Here is a 20,337-nt window from a genome sequence, read left to right as displayed (position 1 = left end):
CACCAACAAAGAGGCCGCCCGAAGGCGGCCTGCTGTCAATCGTTCTCTCGCTGCGCCGATCAGGCATCGCCCATCGCCAGCAGGGAGGCGTTGCCGCCCACCGCCGTGGTGTTGATGGTACGGGTCTTCTCGGTAACAAACCGCCCGAGATAGTGGGGGCCACCCGCCTTGGGGCCGGTGCCGGAGAGCCCCTGGCCGCCGAACGGCTGCACCCCGACCATGGCGCCGATCTGGTTGCGGTTGATGTAGACGTTGCCGACGTTGATGCGGCTTGCCAGCTCCTCGGCGTGGGATTCGTTGCGGCTGTGGATCCCCAGCGTCAGACCGTAGCCGGTGCCGTTGATGTCGCTGATCACCTTGTCCAGATCCCGGGTGGCGTAGCGCACCACGTGCAGGATGGGGCCGAACTGCTCCTTGGCCAGCTCGCGGATGGAGCCGATCTCCAGTGCGGTCGGCTGGACAAAGTGCCCTTCCATGGTCGCGGCAGGCATCGGTGCTTGGGCGATCAGGCGAGCACGCGGGATCATGTAGGCGAGGTGAGCATCGAGACCGGCCTTGGCATCGGCATCGATCACCGGGCCGACGTCGGTGTTGTGCTCGGCCGGGTTGCCCACTTTCAGCTCCTGCATGGCGCCGGTGAGGATCTCCAGCACCCGCTCTGCAATCTCCTCCTGCAGATAGAGCACCCGCAGGGCCGAGCAGCGCTGACCGGCGCTCTGGAAGGCGGCGCTCACCACGTCGCGCACCACCTGCTCCGGCAGGGCGGTGGAGTCAACGATCATAGCGTTCTGGCCGCCGGTCTCGGCGATGAGTGGCAGGATGGCGCCATCGCGCTGGGCCAGGGTCATGTTGATGAGCTTGGCGGTCTCGGTGGAGCCGGTGAAGCAGACGCCGCCGATGCGCGGATCCGCTGTCAGCTTGGCACCCACGGTGGCGCCGTCACCAGGCAGCAGTTGCAGCACGTCGCCCGGAATACCGGCCTGATGGGCCAGAGTCACCGCCAGATGGGCGATAAGGCCGGTCTGCTCCGCCGGTTTGGCAATGACGGTGTTGCCAGTGGCCAGCGCCGCAGCGATTTGGCCGAGGAAAATCGCCAGCGGGAAGTTCCACGGGCTGATGCAGACAAACACCCCGCGCCCCTGCAGGAACAGCTCGTTCTGCTCGCCGGTGTAGCCGGGCAGCAGGGTCGCCTGCCCCATCAGGCTGCGGGCCTGCACCGCGTAGTAGCGGCAGAAATCGACCGCTTCACGCACCTCGTCGATGCCATCTTGCAGCAGCTTGCCCGCCTCGCGGGTACAGAGGGAGACAAACTGCTCGCGGTTCGCTTCCAGCAGATCCGCCAGCTTCTCCAGCGCGGCGGCACGCTCGCTCACCGGGGTTTCACGCCAGCGCGGGAAGGCAGCGTGAGCAGATGCCAAGGCCTGCTCCACCGCCTGCTCGTCGGCCCAGTGGATCTTGCCGACGGTGAGGCTCACATCCTGCGGGCTCAGCACGGTGCGGGCTTCGCTGCGCTTGAGGGTCTCGCCATCGACGATGGGGCCCGCCAGCCACTGCTTGCTCTCCAGCTCTTTCAAGCGGGCGAAGAAGGGTCGCTGGATGGAGAGGATGTTCATGTTGACGCCGCTGGAGTTCTTGCGGTCGCTGAACAGGTTCACCGGCTGCGGAATCCGGTCGTTGGCAAAGCCGGAGTAGCGCTTGAGGGTGCGCAGCGGATGCTCGGCCAGGGAGTCGACCGGGGTGTTGGGGTCCACCAGTTTGTGAACAAAGGAGGTGTTGGCCCCGTTCTCCAGCAGGCGGCGCACCAGATAGGGCAGCAGATCCTTGTGGGCGCCAACCGGCGCATAGATGCGGCAGTGCAGACCGGGATTGTCGTTCAGCACCGCGTTGTGCAGCTCCTCCCCCATACCGTGCAGACGCTGGAATTCAAACTGGCGATCACCGGCCATCTCCAGAATGCTGACCACGGTATTGGCATTGTGGGTGGCAAACTGGGGGGCGATAAAGCCGCGAGTCGGCTCGCTCAGCAGGTAGCGGGCGCAGGCGAGGTAGGATATATCGGTACCCGCCTTGCGGGTAAACAGCGGGTAGCCGGGCAGGCCCGCCTGCTGGGCATATTTCAGTTCGCTGTCCCAGTAGGCGCCTTTTACCAAGCGAACCGGAATGAGGTCACCCTGCTCGCGAGCCAGTGCGGTGAGCCAGCAGAGTACCGGCAGGGCGCGTTTGGAGTAGGCCTGCACCACCATGCCGAGCTTGCCCCAGCCGCGGTTGGCATCGGAGCGGTAGAGCTGCTCGAACAAGTCCAGCGACAGCTCGAGGCGGTCCATCTCCTCGGCATCGATGCTGATGGCCACATCCTTGTCGCGGGCCAGACGCACCAGCCCCACCAGCCGCTCGCACATCTCGCCGAGCACCCGTTCGCGGTTGGCCACGTCATAACGCGGATGGAGTGCCGACAGCTTGATGGAGATGGAGGGGGCCGGGCCGCCGTCGCTGATCCGCTCGTTGCCCACCGCCTCGATGGCGTTGCGGTAATCGGTCAGATATTTATCGGCATCCTGCATGGTCAGCGCCGACTCACCCAGCATGTCGTAGGTGTGGGTGTAGCCCAGCTCGCGGGATTTGCGGCTCGCCTTGAGCGCCTCTTTCATGTCGCGACCCAGCACGAACTGCTTGCCCATGATCTTCATGGCGGCGTACATGGCGGAGCGCACCACCGGCTCCCCCAGCTTGTTGACCATGCGCCCCAGCAGGTTGGCCGGGTTGCCGTCGAGCTTTTTGTCGAGCTTGATGATCTTGCCGGTCAGCATCAGCCCCCAGGTGGAGGCGTTGACCAGAGTAGAGTCGCTCTTGCGGAAATGAGATGACCAGTTGGCGCCGGAGAGCTTGTCCTTGATCAGGGCATCGGCGGTCTCGGCATCGGGAATGCGCAGTAGCGCCTCGGCAAGACACATCAGGATAATCCCCTCCTGGGTATCGAGACTGTACTCCTGCAGGAAGGCGTCGATACCGTCACCGGAGCCGCTCTCCTTGCGCACCTTGGTCACCAGAGTACGGGCACGCTGGGTCACCTGCTCCAGCGAGGCGCCATCCCCCGGCAGCATGGCCGACAGTTCGGCCAGATAGGCATTTTCATCCACCACATAGTTCTGGGTGATGGCTTCGCGCAGGGCGGCCAGATCGGAGGGGATATAGTCAGCGGCAAGCACTTGAGTAGCTTTGAACATATGGGGTCTTCCTGTACGCCCTAGGGCTGATATCGACAAAGGCGGACGCGCCGCCGAAACGCCGATAATGTATACAATGTTGCACCCTATATGAAATGAATTTGTTGCCACTCTTTAACAAAGATCGCTCATTCCCCCCATGAATTCCCTTTTGAAGCCAATACGCCAGCAAGGGTGAGGGTCATCTGACTTCATTTTGTATACGATCTGCCACCGCCTCTCTATCGCAAAGCAGTCACGCATTCCGTCCAATAGTGGATGTCTCCAATGTGCCCAAAAAAAGAAGGGCCGCCACGGCGACCCTTCTCAGCAATTCATTCAGCCAGATGCTGTCAGTTCATCCAGCGATCGCCGCGGCTGCGACGACGGGGCAGCATGGGCAGCAGGATGCCAAGCAGAATACCGGCACCCACCATTGCACCACCACGGATAAACCAATCCATCTGCATGTCGTGCTCCTGGTTGTCGTAGCTCTGGGTCAGGGCATCATTCTGCTCTTTGAGATTGCTCATCTCCTCACCCTGACTGACCAGCTGGGCCTTGAGGGCGGCGATCTCCTTGCTCTGGGCAGCGATCTGACCATCCTTCTCGGTGAAGCGTTTCTCGTTGTCACCGTTGAGGTTCTGCAGGCGATCTTTAAGCTCATCGCGCTCTTTTTCCACCTGGGGCAGACGCTCGCGCAGGCTGATCTGGCTCTGCAGTTCGCTGTTCTTGATCCACCCCTCGCGGCCACGACCGTCCACCACCTGGGTGAAACCGGCCTCGCTGTTCACCGCCTTTACCTCCAGCGGTTCACCAGCCTTGACGCTGCCAAGGATCCGGTACTGGGTACCCGGGCCATTGTGGATATAGGTAAAGATGTTGTCTGAAACATAACGGGTATCGGCCAGTGCCTGTTGGGCACACAAGCAGATCAAAATCCCGAGAAGGGCGCGCATGGTCGATCGGTTCTCTTTTTCAGGTTTGGACAAGAGGTTGAATGTTAAGCCGCCAGCAGGTTAAAGGACAAGCAAAGAAAAAGCACCTCCCCCGGATTAAAGAGCGCAGAGTTGCGAGTCACCTCGCAACTTGCCCGTCCGCGGCCTCACTTGTTTTTCAGCTCCTGCACCTCGCTGCGCAGGGCGCGGATCTCCCGCAGCAGCTCCTCTTGCTGGTTGTTGTAGTGATGACGCCACTTGTCGGTCTCGCCATCCCCCTTGTTGGGCTGCAAAAACAGGCTGGCCATAAAACCGCTGATGGCACCGAACAGACCGACCCCAAACAGGATCAGCAGGCTGGCGACAAACCGCCCCTCCTCGGTCTTGGGCACCAGATCCCCGTAACCCACTGTCGAGAGGGTCACCAGCGTCCACCAGAACGCGTCATAGGGTGTCTCAATCTGGCTGCCGGGCTGGCCCGACTCAATCCAGTACATGACGCCGGAGCCCACCCCCAGCAGCAGGAAGAAGAGGAACAGGATGCCGGAGAGGGTGGTCTCGTTGCGCTCGCGACGGAACATGGCCCAGAGATCCGGGTGCTCCTTGAACAGCTGATAGACCCGCCAAAGCTGGATCAACCGCGCCCAGCGCAACTGCTCCGCCATCGGCAGGCTACCCGGCAGATAGATCCAGTTGGCCTTGAAATAGGCCTTGCGATCGGAGGCCCGGATCCAGCCATAAGCAAAGTGCGCGAGGAAGAAGTAGCAGATCAGGCTGTCGAGGTCATAGAAGAGCTGTAGGGTCTGTGGTGTCAGGCTCTCATGGCCCCACCAGCGGGCCGTCACCAGCACAACCGAGATTATCGACAGAAATGCCATCAGCAGATCCATCGCCCGCAGATGAGTTAAGTGATGTCGCATACATTTTCCAACTTTAAGCACAGTGCAAATTAATAAAAGAGAAGATAATGCCGATAGTCCTGAGGGCAAAGGAAAAAACGGCTTTTAAAAGGAGAATGACAATGCAGCTGAACCTGCTGGAGAAAAGAATGAGCAACATCCGGTTGGTACCCAAAGTGGTGCTGCTGATGGTGTTCAGTACCCTCCTGCTACTGACAAAACTCTGGTTTGACGCCAACAATCTGGAAGCGACCCTGCTCAGCGAAGGGCTCGATCCCGCCAAGGCGGATGCGATCTCCAATCGCCTGCTCTGGACCGGTCTGATGGAGACCGCCATCATGGGGCTGCTGTTCGTGATCCTGCTGCTCACCGGCTCCCGCCTGATGGTCAAGCAGGTGCACTATCTGGTGGGCCTGCTGGAGCGCTTCGCCAAGCGGGACCTCAGCCACAAGGTACTGCTCAAGTCTCGTGACGAATTCGGTGACATCGCCAAGGCGGTCTCCCACTCGCAGGAGAATCTCAAAGAGGTGTTTGGCAACCAGCGCGCCGCCTGCAAGGAGCTCAACGACATCGCCTCCCAGGTGACCCTTTGCATGGAAGAGGCCAACGAAGCGATCAACGAAGAGTTCACCCAGATCGAACAGCTGGCCAGCGCCATGAGCCAGATGGTCGGCGCCATTCGCGAAGTGGCCGCCCATGCGGATCAGGCCTCTCACGCCACCGCCGAAACCAGCCAGCTGGCGGAAGAGGGGAGCCGCTGCGTCGCCGATACCGTCAGCACCATCGACACCCTCTCCGGCAACATCCAACGCTCCGCCACCGTGGTCAACGAGGTGGAGCAGGGGGTCGAGCGCATTGGCTCGGTAGTCGACACCATTCGCGGCATCTCGGAGCAGACCAACCTGCTGGCACTTAACGCGGCCATCGAAGCGGCTCGCGCCGGTGAAGCGGGTCGTGGCTTTGCCGTGGTGGCCTCCGAAGTGCGTGAACTGGCCAACCGGGCTCAGGCCGCCACCGTCGAGATCCAGAAGATGATCGAACAGCTGCAGGGCAATGCCCACCAGGCTGGCGAGCTGATGGCCCAAAGCGTACAGCAGGCCGACAAGGGGGTGGAACAGGTGACCCAGGCCGGTACCCAGCTCGCCACCATAGTGCAGCGGGTACAGGGTGTCGCCGACATGAACCGCCACATCGCCGCCGCCTCCGAGCAACAGAGCTCGGTCGCCGAAGAGATGCGCGGCAATCTGGAGCAGGTCAAGCAGATCGCCGAAGGCTCCGTCGTGGTGCTGCGCGAGCTGCAAGAGGCCTCCGAGCTAGTCGAGCAGCACAGCAAGGAGCTCGACAGCCAGATCCAGTCCTTCAAACTCGTCTGACTGTTTTCATGCCCCAATCCGGTTAGACTGGAAGGCCCCTTGAGGGGGCCTTTCTCATTTCCAGCGCACGGCAAGGAGCCAATATGCAGCAGAATGCAATGCACCCACCACTCGAGCTCAGTGACGACAAGGGGCGGCTCGATGTGCCGCTGATCCACCGTTTTCTCTCCGAAGAGGCTTACTGGTGCCGTGGTATTCCCCACAGCACTGTGGTGCGGGCCATCAACCACTCCCTCTGCGTTGGCGGCTATGTCGATGGTCAGCAGGTTGCCTTCGCCCGGGTCATCACCGATAAGGCCACCTTTGGCTATCTGGCCGATGTCTTCGTGCTGCCTGAGTACCGCTGCCGGGGTTACAGCAAGGCACTGGTGGCAACCATTGTCGACCATCCTGAGTTGCAGGGATTACGGCGTCTCGCTCTCGCCACCTCTGATGCTCACGGCCTCTATGCCGGTTTTGGCTTTGCGCCCCCAGCAAGTCCAGACAGCCTGATGGAGATCTACAACCCTGCCATCTACCAGCGCACCTGATTGACTGGCGGCCAATAATTCCCACCGGATCATGCTTCTCGCCCCTGCGCTGTGACGCGGGGGCCTGACAGTGCTAGATTGGCAGCCACCATTTTGAACCGGCAGCGTTGTTAACCCCGTGTCGTTAACCCGCTGTCGTGAACCACAAGGACGGCAACCGTGGCCCAGCTTTCTCCCTCTTTCTCTGCCCTCTCCCCCCTGCTGCAAGAACAGGCCGAGCGCCAATGGCAACGGCTGATCGAACTGGCCCCCGACTATGGCAACCAGCCCGAGCCCGTTCGCCAGCCCCTGCTGACCCTGCTCGGCCTCTCCGATTTTGTCGCCGACTCCCTCTTCAAACAGCCAGAGTTGCTGACCGAACTGCTCGCCTCCGGGGATCTGGAGCGCTCCGAGCGCTGGCCCGCCTACCAGAGCGATCTGACCGCCCTGCTCGCCGAGGTGAGTGATGAAGAGGCGCTCAAGCGCATCCTGCGCCAGTTCCGCCGCAGCCGCATGCTGGTGATCGCCTGGCGCGAGCTGCTGGGCCACGCTGAAGTAGAAGAGAGCTTTATCCACCTCACCAAGCTGGCAGATACGCTGATCTGCTCTGCCCGCGACTGGCTCTACGCCAAACAGTGCGGCGAGCTGGGCACCCCGATGGATGGCAATGGCAACCCGCAACCGCTGCTGATCCTCGGTATGGGCAAGCTGGGGGGCGGCGAGCTGAACTTCTCCTCGGACATCGACCTTATCTTCACCTTCCCCGAGAACGGCTACACGGTTGGCGGGCGACGCGAGCTCGCCAACCAGCAGTTCTTTATCAAGCTGGGCCAGCGCATCATCAACGCCCTCCACCAGCCCACCCAGGATGGTCAGGTGTTCCGGGTCGATATGCGCTTACGCCCCTTTGGCGATGCGGGGCCGCTCGCCATCTCCTTCGCCGCCATGGAGGATTACTACCAGCACCACGGCCGCAACTGGGAGCGCTACGCCATGGTCAAGGCGCGGGTACTGGGGCCCCAGTGCGAGCACGCGGTGGAGCTGGCCGAGATGCTTCGCCCCTTCGTGTTTCGCCGCTATATCGACTTTGGCGTTATCGACGGCCTGCGCCAGATGAAGGCGATGATCGCCGCCGAGGTGCGCCGCAAGGGGCTGGAGGGCAACATCAAGCTGGGAGCAGGCGGCATTCGCGAGGTGGAGTTTATCGCCCAGGCGCTGCAACTGATCCGAGGCGGGCGCGAGCCGGCGCTGCGGGTGCGTCACCTGCCCGAAGCGCTGGCCGCCATCGCCCAATGTGGCGCCCTCGAATCCGCCCATTGCGACCGCTTGCTGACGGCCTATCGCTTCCTGCGCCGGGTCGAAAACATCCTGCAGGAGATCGGCGATCAGCAGACCCAGACCCTGCCCACCGAGGAGCGGGATCGCCAACGGCTGATCGCAGCTCTGGGTTTTGCTGACTGGGACGCCTTTATGGCTCATCTGGACGAGGAGATGGCCGCCGTCCATCAGGAGTTCGCCGCCGTGGTGGGGGAAGAGAAGGAGGCCCCCGCCCATCTGGAGCAGCTCTGGCTCGATCTCTGGCGCACCGAGCTCGACGCCGCCGAGCTGGAAAAATTGCTGACTGCGCAGGGGGTGGCCGAGCCCGCCCCGCTCTGTGCCGCGCTGCTGCGTTTCAAGGAGGAGTACAAGCGCCGTCAGGTAGGGCCGCAGGGGCGCATCGCGCTGGACTGGCTGATGCCGGAGCTGCTGCGGCTGGTGGTCGCCAGCGAGCAACCCGCCCGCCTGTTCGAACGGGTCTGTGAGCTGCTGACCCGCATCTTCACCCGCAGCGCCTATTTGCAACTGCTGGCGGAGAACCCGGGCGCCCTGCGCCAGCTGGTGCGGCTGTGCGACGCCAGCCATCTGGTGAGCGAGCAACTGGCCCGCTACCCGATTTTGCTGGACGAGCTGCTCGATCCCCAGCACCTCTACCACCCCACCCCGCTCGACCAGTACAAGCCCCAACTGCGCCAGTTCCTGCTGCGCATCCCCGAAGAGGACGTGGAGCAGCAGATGGAGGCGCTGCGCCAGTTCAAGCAGGTGCAGCTGCTGCGCATCGTGGCCGCCGACATCGCCGGCGCCCTGCCGCTGATGAAGGTGAGCGACCACCTCACCTGGCTTGCGGAGGCGATCACCGAGGAGGTGGTCAATCAGGCGTGGGCCCAGATGAGCGAGCGCTACGGGGCGCCGCCCGAGGTGGCAACCAGCGGCCAGCGCGGCTTTGCGGTGGTGGCCTACGGCAAGCTGGGTGGCATTGAGTTGGGTTACGGCTCGGATCTCGACCTGGTATTCCTGCACGGCGGTGACCCCAACAGCTACACAGATGGTCGCAAGCCCATCGACAGCCGCCAGTTCTACCTGCGCCTCGCCCAGCGGATCCTGCACCTGTTCAGCACCCGCACCCCGTCCGGCATTCTCTACGAGATCGATATGCGGCTGCGTCCCTCCGGCGACTCCGGCCTGCTGGTCTCGTCGCTTTCGGCCTACGAGCAGTATCAGCAAAACGAGGCGTGGACCTGGGAACATCAGGCGCTGGTGCGGGCTCGCCCCATCTATGGCGATGACACCATCGTTGCCGAGTTTGCCCGTATCCGCCGCGATGTGCTGGCCAAGGAGCGGGAGCTGCCGACCTTGGCCCGCGAGGTGCGCGAGATGCGCCAGAAGATGCGGGATCACCTGCTCAAAGCCGGTGCCGGCGAGTTCGACCTCAAGCAGTCCCCCGGCGGCATGGTGGATATCGAGTTTATCGCCCAGTATCTGGTGCTGGCCCACGCCTGCGGCGAGCCCGACGCCCTCACCCGCTGGTCCGATAACGTGCGCATCTTCGATGAGTGCGTGATGGCGGGGGTGCTGACGCTGGAGCAGGCGGAGGGGCTGAAGCAGGCCTATCTGGAGATCCGCAACCTCGGCCATCGCCTCAACCTCTCGGAGATCTCCCGCAAGGTGAGCGACGATCAGTTACTGACCGAACGAGGCCATGTGCTGGCGGTCTGGCAACTACTGCTGGGGGAGTGAGATAAACCACAGCAGGTTCAACGAGAAAGGGGCGCTTGGGCGCCCCTTTTTAATATAAATGTCAGCTACAAGCTCATATTTTCTTCATATAACACTCAATAGCGGTGAGCTGGATCCTGTTTCAGGCATACCAGCCTTGGAATCGTATGGCACTTTGCTGAATATACGTAGAGATAAACCGTCTCTATGACCTCACCTGATTTTGGCCAGATATGACGGGTGAATATCAACTCAACAATTCCAGTCCCAGCGCAGAGAGGAAACAATGGATTTTTCAGAGCAGCTACAGAGTCTAGCCAAAAAGATTGCTCAACAGTCATCGATGATCACCACAGAAGAAGCAACCAAAAACGCATTTGTCATGCCATTTCTCAATCGTGTACTTGGTTATGATGTGTTTGACCCTACGGAGGTGATTCCGGAATTCACCGCAGATACAGGCATCAAAAAAGGGGAAAAGGTTGACTACGCCATTCTCAAAGATGGCCAAGTGCAAATTCTGGTTGAGTGTAAAAAATACAGTGAAAAACTCTCGGCCAAGCACTCTGGTCAACTCTTTCGCTATTTTTCAGTTACCAATGCTCGAATCGGCATTCTTACCAATGGGGCACAATATGAGTTCTACACAGACCTTGATGCCCCAAACAAAATGGACGAAAAACCTTTTTTGACACTCGATCTGGAAGACATAGATGAACACATAGTGCCTGAGGTATTAAAACTAACCAAAACCTCTTTCGATGTTGATTCAGTTGTCGATGCAGCTGGCGAACTGAAGTACCTTAGCCAGATCAAAAAATTGCTAGCCGAACAATTTGGCTCACCGGAAGAAGACTTTGTTAAGTTTTTTGCATCCAGAATCTATGACGGTGTACTGACGGCAAAGGTCAAACAGTCCTTTACCGACATCACCAAGAAGGCACTTAGCCAATTCCTGAATGACAGCATCAATGCAAGATTGAAATCTGCGATTGGTGGCAGTGTCAACTCCTCAACTATCCAACCGGCATTTGATAGTAATCCATCAAGTGATAACAATAATGGCGAAGGCTGTAGTGAGGAAAAATCAAAGGTCGATACAACGATTGAAGAGATGGAAGGCTTTAATGTTGTCAAAGCAATTCTGAGACAGCGATTTGATGTAACAAGAATTGCGGCAAGAGATACCCAAAGTTATTTTGGTATTCTCCTCGACGATAATAATCGCAAGCCGTTATGCCGGTTGCATTTCAATGCAAGGCAGAAATATATCGGTTTATTTGACGCTGACAAAAAAGAGACTAGGCATCCTATTTCCTCGATCGATGAAATTTTTACCTTTGCAGATCAGTTGCTGACCGCGACATCAGTCTATGAATAGTTGAAATTAGGAGGGGGGGATAATCCCCCCTTCATCTCGCAATGAACATCCCCGTTTTACAACTCAAGCCGTGCTCCATCACCGTCTCCACCAGCATCTGGTTGAAACGCTGATAGGCCTCTTCCTCAAGGAGCCCCGGATAGCTCAACACCCGCAGCGCATGTCCTTGATAATCAGAATGATAGGGCGGGTGCACATGAGCATAATCGTTGAGGCAAAAGCCCAGCCCCTGATAGAAGCGCAGACGACGAATGGCAATCTCATCCTCTGGCGGATCGATCTCGAGAATGACGGTTTTGCCAGCCCGATCGCAAAATTCGGCCAGCAGGCGGCTGCCGTAGTTGCGGCCGCGCAGCGCCGGATTGATGGCCAGATGTTCGATATAGATCTGCTCGCCACACGCCCACCAGAAGATAAAACCGAGCAGCAGGCCGTCCTGATAAAAGATTTGGCAGTGATAGCGAGGATCCCGCATCTTCTGGGGCTGATGCTGTGACTGGCGCTGCTCGTAGCGGGGAAAACTCTCGCCATAGACCTGCCAGACCAGCGGCCACGCCGGATGGTTTACCTCTCTAATCACTTCACCCTCAATCATCAGAACTACCTCTCATCTATTTTGCAGAACGTTCATCTATGCATGAAAAGTTCTGCCACATCATCCTCTGATAAAATAGAAGCCAGAACGCCCGATTAGCGGGCGCCATCCGGTTGCGAGACAAACTGCTGCTGGCAGCCATCGGGCAGCAGCGCCAGCACGCTTTGAGCGGCCAGTTTTATCCCTGCCAGCTCGGTGGCTGGGCCGAAGTTGGCTATCAGTCGAGTGCCATCGGCAAATTCGCTCTGCTGCACCACACCTCTTTTATCGAGCCAGCGAAAACCGGTGAGGGGCTGGTTGTAGAGCCGCTCATGCAGCGGGCGGAAGAAGGCATCGAGCCCCCTGAGGTAGGGAATGCGCGCGCTGGCACTATCCAGACTGAGGTTGAGCAGCGGCGGCACGTTGTAGAGCTGCTGCAACAGTTCGGTCACCTGACGGCTCTCCCTGAATTTGAGGCTGTCCATCGTCCAGTGGTGGGTGGTCACTATGCTGTCGTGAAAGACGCTCTGGAACAGCGGCAACCGCAGCGCCGGATCGAAGTAGAGCCCCTGATACTCAGGTTTTAGATGGCTCTGGCGAAAGAAGAACGCGGGCTGATAGTCGGGATACCAGGCTCCCAGATAGTAGGGAGAGCGCTTGTTGCGGCGCATATCGGGATCCTGCCAGCCAAAGCCGCTGGTCTGGGGGCCGTGGGCAAAGGCCGCGGTGCGGTTGGCTACCGCGCCGCCCTCCTCGGAGCCCACCAGCACACCCTGACTCCTGGCAATCCACGCCATCCCGGCCATCCGGTTTTGCGCATCCTGCGCCTGGCTGGTCGGCTTGGCCGGGTCGAAGTCGTCAAACACCATGCCGGTCGCCGCCACATCGAGGAACCAGCTGTTGTAGTGGCTCGCCTGCTGCAATTTGGGCACTCGCTGCTCCATTACCGGGCGCTCACAGGCCTGATTGGTGTAGACGCCGCTGTTTTGAAAGCCGCTCTTGCGCCGTCCGTTCTCCAGCATGATGCCGCAGCGCAGATAGATATCCTGCCCCATCTGGGCGGTGAGCCAGCTCTGCTGGCGATTCCCCTCCGGCAGCGCGGTATCGTAGGAGTCGTAAGGTGCGATGAGATAGCCCGCCTGTTTGGCAAATTCAATCCCCTCTGGCGCAGCAAAACCGGCGGTCCACTGGGGCAGCCCCAGCCAGAGTTTGGGTAGTCCAGCCTGCTTGAGAGCAGCGATCATCTTGGCAGAGCTGCCATCACCCCAACTCTGCGGCTCGTTGAGCGCAGCCCCCAGTTGCGTGGCCGCCAGCGTGCGCCGGGCAGCGAAATCGGCCGGTTGCTGACCCGGATGGCGCAGCGCCAGCGCCTGCTCAACTCCGGTCAGCACCAGATTTTGCAGATAGCGGTTGCGCTCAAGATCGGGCGCTTGCAGCGCACTCTTACTCTCCCCCTTGAGCCAGTCGGCGGGGATCAGGCGGCGCAGCGCGGGCCAGCTCTTCACATCCTGTGGCACCAGCAGTCGCTCGCCCCAGAGGTAGAGATGAGAGGCACCGATCAGCCGCTTGCCATCCGGCACCGCCGCAAGCTTGCTCTCGAGCGAGACCAGCTCGCCCCGCTCCTGCAGCCAGTTGCGATAGGCCTTGCCCGCCGCCAGCCAGTCGTTGCCCGGCTGCAGCGAGACCGCCACCTCATAGGGGGCAGCAAGATTGAGGCGATTGACGCTATGGGTCGCCGTCAGGGCAATGCCATCTTGCTTGGGGGCAAAGGTGAGCCGGTTGTTGAAGGGGTTGGCAAAGAGGATCGCCAGCTGCTGATCACCGTAATCCAGCCCGACCAGCGGCAGGGTGAGATCCTCGGTGGTGTTGATCCCCTGATACTCCTCCGCCAGCGCCTTGCGCCACGCGGGATGATCAACCGGGATGCGAAAACCCTCGTGGATCGGCAGCATCAGCGCCTGCGCCCTTGCCGGCACCCGTGGCCACACCAGTTCGCCAGCACTCGCACGACTCAAGCTGAGGATCAGACGATTGCCCTCGAGACGGGCAGAGGCTCGCACCTCGCCATCGGCACGAGTCAGCCAGCTGACACGCTCCCCCTCCTGCTGCAAGGCGGTGACCGGCTGACGCGGGCCGGGAGAGGAGATGGCAAGGTGCTTGCCCGATGGCAGCACAGCCTCGGCCGCCAGGGTGGCGGGATCCAGCTCGATGTGCCACTGATCGTTGGCCAGGGTCAGCGCCTCGACAGGCAAGGAGAACAGCGGCGCCAACAGCAGCAGCGGGCGGATCCGGCTCGTTAGCACGGGAAGAAGAGTCATGGTCGGTGATTCCTGATAAGACACGGGAATCGCCATTTCAGCAGATTGGCCGCCTGCGATTGTCAGGCCAATGTCAGGATTGCGTGCAACTGACCATCACGACGACCATTACTCAACCGGCCCAGCCTGACTGTGGCTTAGCTGCAACACCAGCTGGCCGCGCTGGCTGGTCTGCACCAGCGAAAGGGTACGCCAGCTGTCGGGCGTGGCAGCAGGCCAGTTCACCGGCTCATCGGGCGCAATGCGGTGCCACCAGAGCAGGGAATATTGCGGGCGGGCCAGCACAGTCTGCTCAAGCCAGAGCGGCGTACAGGAAGCGGGATTGGCGGGGGGATTGGCTACCGCCTGTGGCGAGCGGGAGAGCCAGTCCAGATCCTGCACCGCAGGCAGCGGCAGTGCCACCTGCCACTCCTTACCCGCCACCGTCAGCCGCAGCTGATAGAGCCCGACTGGTAAAGGCGTCGGTAGATCGGCCCCGACAACCCTGACCCCTTTATTCTCTTCCGCCTCCCACTGGGCGCCTGCCAGCCGGTCGCGGCCAGCGGGATCGATAAGTTCAGCGGCGGTGATGGGCCCCTCGCCGGTCAGCTGCACCCGATAGTCCCGCAACAGTGGCGCATCGCGCTGGATCAGCTCAAGGCGCAGCTCGCTCACCCCATCAGGCAAGGTCAGCGGGAAATCCTTGCCGCAGTGCTGGGCACTCAGCGCAGCCAGCATCCCCTGCCAGCTACGGCGCTCGGCATCACTTGTGAGCGCAGGCCAAGCCTGCTGCAAAGATTGCCAGGCGTGCCGGTTATCCCCCTGCAACAGCGCCAGGGTAGCCGGTTGCAGTGGATCGGCACGTTCAGTTGCCATAACGCAGCCAGCGCTTAGAGCCAACAGCAGCGCGGCCAGCGTTGCACGCTTCACGCTGGCACCTCCAGCCGGTAGCCGATGCCGCGCACCGTCTCGATGGCCAGCCCTGGCAGCTTCTGGCGCAGTTGCAGAATATGGGTATCAACGGTGCGGGTGGAGGGAAACGCCTGATAGCCCCATACCCGGTTGAGGATCTCCTCCCGGCTCAGCACCCGCCCCGCCATCCGCACCAGCAGGGTGAGCAGGGCAAACTCGGTGGGGGTAAAGCTCACCTCTGCATCCTGCCAGCTCGCCTGCATCCGGGCGGGATGAAGCTGCAAGCCGCCCACCGCCCGAGTGCCATCCCCCAGCTGACGCAACTGTGCCCGGATCCGCGCCAGCAGCTCATCGTGGGAGAAGGGTTTGGTCAGGTAGTCGCGCGCCCCCGCATCGAGCCCGGCCACCCGATCGCTCACCTCCACCCTGGCGGTGAGCACGATCACCGGCAGCGCCTTTCGTGCCAGCCACTGGGGCAGCCAGTCGAGGGCATCCCCCTCCGGCATGGAGCGATCCAGCAACACCAGATCCGCCGCCAGCCACTGCTGTTCCGCCGCAGCCAGAGTGTCGCACCAGAGGCAGCGATACCCTTCGCGGGTCAGATAGCGTTGCAGGTTCTCCGCCAGCAGCTCCTCGTCTTCGACAAGCAGGATGGTTTTCATGATTCGGGGTCGCTCCAGAGTTGGCAGGGCAGCGTCAGGGTAAAGGTAGTGGGCGGGCCGGATAGGGCGAGGCGCCCGCCAAGACGGCGCAGCAGATGGCGCACGATGGCAAGCCCCAGCCCCAAACCATCGGCACGGGCACCACGGCGTAGCAGGGTGGCGAGCCGGTAATTTGGCAGCTCGCCACCATCGCTGACTGCGAGGATTAAACGCCCCGCCTGCCAGCTGGCACAGATCCGAACCGGTGCGCGGCCATGTTGGTTGGCGTTGCGCAGCAGGTTGTCGAGGGCGAGATCGAGCCAGTAGAAGGGGAGCGCCAGAGTCATCTCCCGCTCAAGACAGAAGGTGGCGCCATGCCGCTCACAAGCCAGGGTGAGCCACTCGGCCATACTGACCGCCACCCGCTCATCTTCCAGAGTCTCAGCCGCCAGATAGTGGCGACTCGCCTGTGCCAGCTGATGCAGGCGGGCGACACTACCCAGCAGCTGACCCACGCTCTGTTGGGCGGAAGGGGGCAGCCGGTCGAAATCGTGGCGCAGCTCCTCGCTGATGCCGGAGAGCGCCATGATGGGGGTACGCAGCTCGTGGGTCAGCATCTGCAACGCGACGCGCCGCTCCCGCAGCAGGCACCAGCGCTGCCAGCTGGCCCACCCCAGCAGCAGGATGAAACCAAGGGAACTGGCCAGCGCCAACCACTGCCAGCCAAGCGTGGGGCGAGTATTGAAGCAAATCGCTCCGACTCGCTCTTCACAAGTACCAGCAGTGCGGCTATCCAGCGTCACACCAAGCCGCTCGGCCAGCGGCTGCCACTGCCCAGCGCCATAACGGCGCCACTGCCCATCGGCAAGCAGCCAGATCTGACCCGATTGCAGCAACCAACGCTCGCCCCGCAGCAGGGCGTCGAGGTTGTCATCGCCGAGCTCGCCAAGCTGCCCCAACCGATCGCGCCGCTCCCGCACATGGAGCAGAGCGTCGAGCCCGGCCGCCGGATGACCTGCCAGCCAGCGGGCGGCGCTGGAACCGCCCAGCGGATAGACGGGGTGAGCGGCAAACCAGCGGGTCGAGGGCGCAGCCCCTTGGCCGCAAAGCGCCCGCAGCAGCGGCAGCCACTCGGCGGGCAAGTCATTCTCTGTCCCACACTCCTGCTGGTAGCGATAGATAGCCTGCAACTGGCGCAGCGGGTAGCGCTGCCAGGCGGGAGAGAGGGAGTCGGGAACAATCAGGCGCCGGTCGAGCCGCTGCACCTCGTCAAGAGGCAGCGCCTGTTCGGGAACCTGCTTGGCCAGCGCGCCAGCCAGACGATCAGCCAGCGGCCCGGCCAGCACGGGATACGCCATGCCGTAGCAGATCAGGGAGCAGAGCAGCAGGATCAGGCGCATGGGTTCAACTCGAGATGACTCCGGATCAAGGCGCAGCAGGTCACTGCGCCATAAAAAATGTCAGCGCCATTTTTCAATGGCGCTGACATCCGGTCAACCGCTAACGGCATTGGCGCGGCTCCCGCCAGCCCATATGAACCGTCATCTATTTGAACAGCCCCTTGAGCAGCTGGTCGGCCACCCCTTTGACGGCCTCGTTGTCGGCCTTGTCACCCAGCAGCTTCTTGAGGCCGCGTTCGGCCTCCTTGCGGGCCTTATCCTCCAGCAGCTTGTTGTTGCTGAGCAGCGCCTTCACATCGAGCTGATAGTTGGGAGCTTGCCAGTGACCGCCGATCCGCACCGGAATGGTGATCTCCTTCAGCTCGTCCACATCCTTGCCTCCCTGCCCCTTGCTGCTCTCGACGATGGAGGTGAGGAACAGGAAGTCGAGGCTCTCCGGCACCAGCGCCGTCTGCCCCTCACCCTTGACCCGCAAGGCCGGGGCAAAGAGCTGGATGTCGTTGCTGCGGGCGATGCCGTTGGCAATCTGGAAGCTGGCGGTCAGGGCGCTAAAGTCGGTCTTGCGCGCCTCCTTCACCTGCTCGGCCCCCTTGCCGGTGAGGGTAGCCCGCGCCTCGCGGATCATCTCCGGCAGGTTGATGCCATGCAGGGCACCGTCGCTCAGTTTCAAGGTAACCTTGCCCTGCATCCCGTTGCGCAGTGCCAACTCAGAGAGACCACGCCCCTGCACCTGCACATCGAGATCGCCCTTGCCCTCCAGCAGATCGCTCTGGGCCAGAGTCTGCAGCAAGGGACGAATGTTCACTCCGGCCACCTGCTTGTGCACCTTGTAGGTGGCGGGCTGCTGGCGCGCGTCGAGAACTCCTTTCGCGTTTACCTGACCGCCAGCCACGGTCGCGCTGAACTGTTTGAGCGTCAGCAGTCCCTTGGCCAGAGCCACCTGCAGATCGACTGCGCCGAGATCCAGCCCTTTCAGGCGCAGGCTGCCAAGCTGCAACCGACCATCCAGATCCATCCCCTTGATCGCGCCCAGATCGGGTTCGACCGCGGAGAGGGCTTCGCTCTTGCCGGTTACCGCTTTATTGCCACTTGCAGCGGCGTTGGGGGCGCTGGCCGCCGGTTTGTCCTCTTTCGCCTGTGCGGTCGTAGTCGGTGCCGATTTGGCGAGCCATTTGTCGAGATCCAGCTTCTCCCCCTTGAGATCGAAGCTGATTGCGGGAACGGCACCAAGCTGCACGGTTCCATCACCACTCAGCAGCGCCTCATCGGCACTCATCACCAGCTTGCTCAGGGTAATCAACTGCTTGTCGATCTCGGCGCGGGCAAAGCCGGCTAGTTTCAGCTTCATCTGCGGGCGCGGCAGCGCATCACCTTCCAGCGCTGCGGTCAGCAGCACATCGGAGAGTTCGGCAAGCTTCATCTCCTTGTCGAGCCGTCCCTTGAGCGTTCCTTCCAGCGAACCAGCCAGTGAAGCTTGCTGCCCCTCTACCTTGGCACCCTTCAGCGCCAACGTGAGGTTGCTCCACTCACCCAGGGCCAGTCTGTCTCCCTTGATGGAGAAACTGTCGAGTCGCAGGGACGGGTCACTCAGGCTGCCGCTGAGGCTCAAGTCTTTCAGTTCACTCGCCATTACCTCCTGCGCCAGCTTGATCTGGGTCTGCCCTTTAACATCGAAAGCGAGCTTGTCGGCACTCCCCTTGGCGGCCAGCGTCACAGGTACCCACTGACCGGTGGCCAGCTGCCCCATATCGAGATCGAGTCGATCCAGTCGCAGCGACGTGCCGCTGCGATCATCCTGTACCAGCGCACTGGCCTGGGAGAGCGCGACACCCTGCAAGCTGATCTGCCAGGGATTGCTGTCAGCGGTTGGCGCTGGGGCTGCAGGAGCGACCGGTTCGCTTGCATCAGCAGTGGCATCTTTGAGCAGTCCGCTCAGATTGGAGCTGCCATCCGCCTTGGTCTGGATAAAGAGATGGGCGCCACTCAGGGTCACCTTGCCGATCTCCAGACGATGGGAGAGCAGCGGCAACAGGGCCACCGAGGCCTCCCCCTGTTCGAAACGAACCAGATCCGGCTCGGCAAAACCGGCCGGATTGCGCAGAGCCACCTTATCCAGCGAGAGGCCGAGACTCGGCCAGAAACGCCAGTCAATCTCCCCCGCCATCACCAGTTCCCGGCCCGTGCTCTTGCGCACCTGTTCAGCCAGTTGGGGCTTGAATTGATTGGGGTCGATGAGGCTTATCAGCGTCACTATGGCCAGCAAGGCCGCCACGGCGATGCCGAGCAAGATGAGAACTATCTTCTTCACGATATGCTCCTTGAATCCGGATCCACTGCAGACTATACCACTCACCGTCTGACGAATGGCGTCTGCGGGACAAAAGCGGACAAGGATGAGACAGGGATGGTCGCTGCCAATCCCCATCGTCATCAGCAGGGATCAGGCTTGCAAAAGGGATTGCTGCAACCGCGCCATAGCTGTGCGCGTCGATTCAAAAGCAAAGCGGGACAAGGGGATATCGCTGATCTTCAACCACTGACAGGCGGCCACATCGTCAGCCGGCTGGATGACAGGTTTTTCACTCAGCACAATGGCAAAGAAGGTGTCACAGGTGTGATAGGTGATGCCATCGTAGGGGTAGATATTGGGGAATGAGCCAAGATAGGTGCAAGGATGAGCGCTAACATCGAGCCCCAGCTCCTCCTGCAACTCGCGCACCAGCGCCCCCTCCAGCGACTCGCCGGGATCGACAAATCCGCCTGGCAGATCCAGCAACCCCTTGCCCGGATTACCGGCACGCACCGCAACCAGCACCTCGTCCTGCCAGCAAAGCGCCACCATCACCGCAGTCGCCACATTCTGGAAAAAATGAAAACCGCAGCCACAGCGAAACTCTTTGGGGCTGACGCTCTGCAGGGTTTGACCGCCGCATTTTGGACAAAACATGGGCTATCTCCGACCAAATAAAGCGCCATTTTAAGCTGTTGCGACCGTTTTTTATGAGTAAAACAGACGGGGAAGACGAGGAATTCAAAGGGAGAGGAATAAAACGGAGCAATTATCAGGCGATTTGCTGATTTTCAGGCAATAAAAAACCCCGCTCGATGAGCGGGGTTTCTTGTATTGGGTGCCTGGCAGTGTCCTACTCTCGCATGGCGAATGCCACACTACCATCG

14 protein-coding genes are annotated in these 20,337 nt (G+C 61.1%); 4 read left to right on the top strand and 10 right to left on the bottom strand.

Annotated elements, in window-relative coordinates:
- Window positions 1-59: 59 nt before the first annotated feature.
- The 3 genes from putA to AB5Z02_RS08160 form a co-directional block, all read right to left on the bottom strand.
- A complete protein-coding gene (gene putA, locus AB5Z02_RS08170; protein ID WP_368215838.1) occupies window positions 60-3,224 on the bottom strand; it encodes a bifunctional proline dehydrogenase/L-glutamate gamma-semialdehyde dehydrogenase PutA in 3,165 nt (1,054 codons plus the stop codon).
- A gap of 332 nt (window positions 3,225-3,556) precedes the next feature.
- The gene (locus tag AB5Z02_RS08165; RefSeq protein ID WP_005335443.1) at window positions 3,557-4,162 is read right to left on the bottom strand and encodes a TIGR04211 family SH3 domain-containing protein; all 606 of its coding nucleotides are present in this window, start codon (window positions 4,160-4,162) and stop codon (window positions 3,557-3,559) included.
- Window positions 4,163-4,308: 146 nt separating this feature from the next.
- Window positions 4,309-5,061, bottom strand: coding sequence for a potassium channel family protein (locus AB5Z02_RS08160; protein WP_005354446.1), 753 nt, complete (start codon window positions 5,059-5,061; stop codon window positions 4,309-4,311).
- Window positions 5,062-5,162: 101 nt separating this feature from the next.
- Here AB5Z02_RS08160 and AB5Z02_RS08155 point away from each other — a divergent pair, with 101 nt between their 5' ends.
- The 4 genes from AB5Z02_RS08155 (at window position 5,163) to AB5Z02_RS08140 (ending at window position 11,336) form a co-directional block, all read left to right on the top strand.
- Complete coding sequence (locus AB5Z02_RS08155; protein ID WP_005335445.1) at window positions 5,163-6,413, top strand: methyl-accepting chemotaxis protein; 1,251 nt, start codon at window positions 5,163-5,165, stop codon at window positions 6,411-6,413.
- 83 nt (window positions 6,414-6,496) lie between these two features.
- Window positions 6,497-6,943: a GNAT family N-acetyltransferase gene (locus AB5Z02_RS08150; RefSeq protein ID WP_368215837.1), complete on the top strand. Its 447-nt coding sequence runs from the start codon at window positions 6,497-6,499 to the stop codon at window positions 6,941-6,943.
- Window positions 6,944-7,102: 159 nt separating this feature from the next.
- On the top strand, window positions 7,103-9,976 hold the full coding sequence (gene glnE, locus AB5Z02_RS08145) for a bifunctional [glutamate--ammonia ligase]-adenylyl-L-tyrosine phosphorylase/[glutamate--ammonia-ligase] adenylyltransferase (protein WP_368215836.1): 2,874 nt from the start codon (window positions 7,103-7,105) through the stop codon (window positions 9,974-9,976).
- A 265-nt stretch (window positions 9,977-10,241) separates the two neighbouring features.
- Window positions 10,242-11,336 (top strand): type I restriction endonuclease, encoded by a 1,095-nt coding sequence (locus AB5Z02_RS08140; protein ID WP_368215835.1) that lies wholly within the window; start codon window positions 10,242-10,244, stop codon window positions 11,334-11,336.
- A gap of 31 nt (window positions 11,337-11,367) precedes the next feature.
- Here AB5Z02_RS08140 and AB5Z02_RS08135 read toward each other — a convergent pair whose 3' ends face one another.
- From AB5Z02_RS08135 to AB5Z02_RS08105, 7 genes are all read right to left on the bottom strand, one after another.
- Window positions 11,368-11,931, bottom strand: coding sequence for a GNAT family N-acetyltransferase (locus AB5Z02_RS08135; protein ID WP_368215834.1), 564 nt, complete (start codon window positions 11,929-11,931; stop codon window positions 11,368-11,370).
- 95 nt (window positions 11,932-12,026) lie between these two features.
- A complete protein-coding gene (locus AB5Z02_RS08130; protein ID WP_368215833.1) occupies window positions 12,027-14,228 on the bottom strand; it encodes a glycoside hydrolase in 2,202 nt (733 codons plus the stop codon).
- Window positions 14,229-14,336: 108 nt separating this feature from the next.
- Complete coding sequence (locus tag AB5Z02_RS08125) at window positions 14,337-15,137, bottom strand: DUF2861 family protein (protein WP_100652947.1); 801 nt, start codon at window positions 15,135-15,137, stop codon at window positions 14,337-14,339.
- On the bottom strand, window positions 15,134-15,781 hold the full coding sequence (locus AB5Z02_RS08120; protein ID WP_368215832.1) for a response regulator transcription factor: 648 nt from the start codon (window positions 15,779-15,781) through the stop codon (window positions 15,134-15,136). Before AB5Z02_RS08120 ends, AB5Z02_RS08125 begins: the two co-directional genes overlap by 4 nt.
- On the bottom strand, window positions 15,778-17,160 hold the full coding sequence (locus AB5Z02_RS08115) for a DUF3404 domain-containing protein (RefSeq protein ID WP_368215831.1): 1,383 nt from the start codon (window positions 17,158-17,160) through the stop codon (window positions 15,778-15,780). Before AB5Z02_RS08115 ends, AB5Z02_RS08120 begins: the two co-directional genes overlap by 4 nt.
- Window positions 17,161-17,305: 145 nt before the next feature.
- Complete coding sequence (locus AB5Z02_RS08110) at window positions 17,306-19,468, bottom strand: AsmA family protein (RefSeq protein WP_368215830.1); 2,163 nt, start codon at window positions 19,466-19,468, stop codon at window positions 17,306-17,308.
- A gap of 132 nt (window positions 19,469-19,600) precedes the next feature.
- Window positions 19,601-20,107 carry an NUDIX domain-containing protein gene (locus AB5Z02_RS08105; RefSeq protein WP_368215829.1) on the bottom strand — a complete coding sequence of 169 codons (507 nt, stop codon included), beginning with the start codon at window positions 20,105-20,107 and terminating at the stop codon, window positions 19,601-19,603.
- Window positions 20,108-20,337: the final 230 nt, after the last annotated feature.

The sequence above is a fragment of the Aeromonas sp. R2-3 genome, assembly GCF_040908375.1.
Classification (GTDB): domain Bacteria; phylum Pseudomonadota; class Gammaproteobacteria; order Enterobacterales; family Aeromonadaceae; genus Aeromonas; species Aeromonas veronii.
Note: the sequence above shows the minus strand (reverse complement) of the source record. Positions and strands in the feature narration are given on the sequence as shown.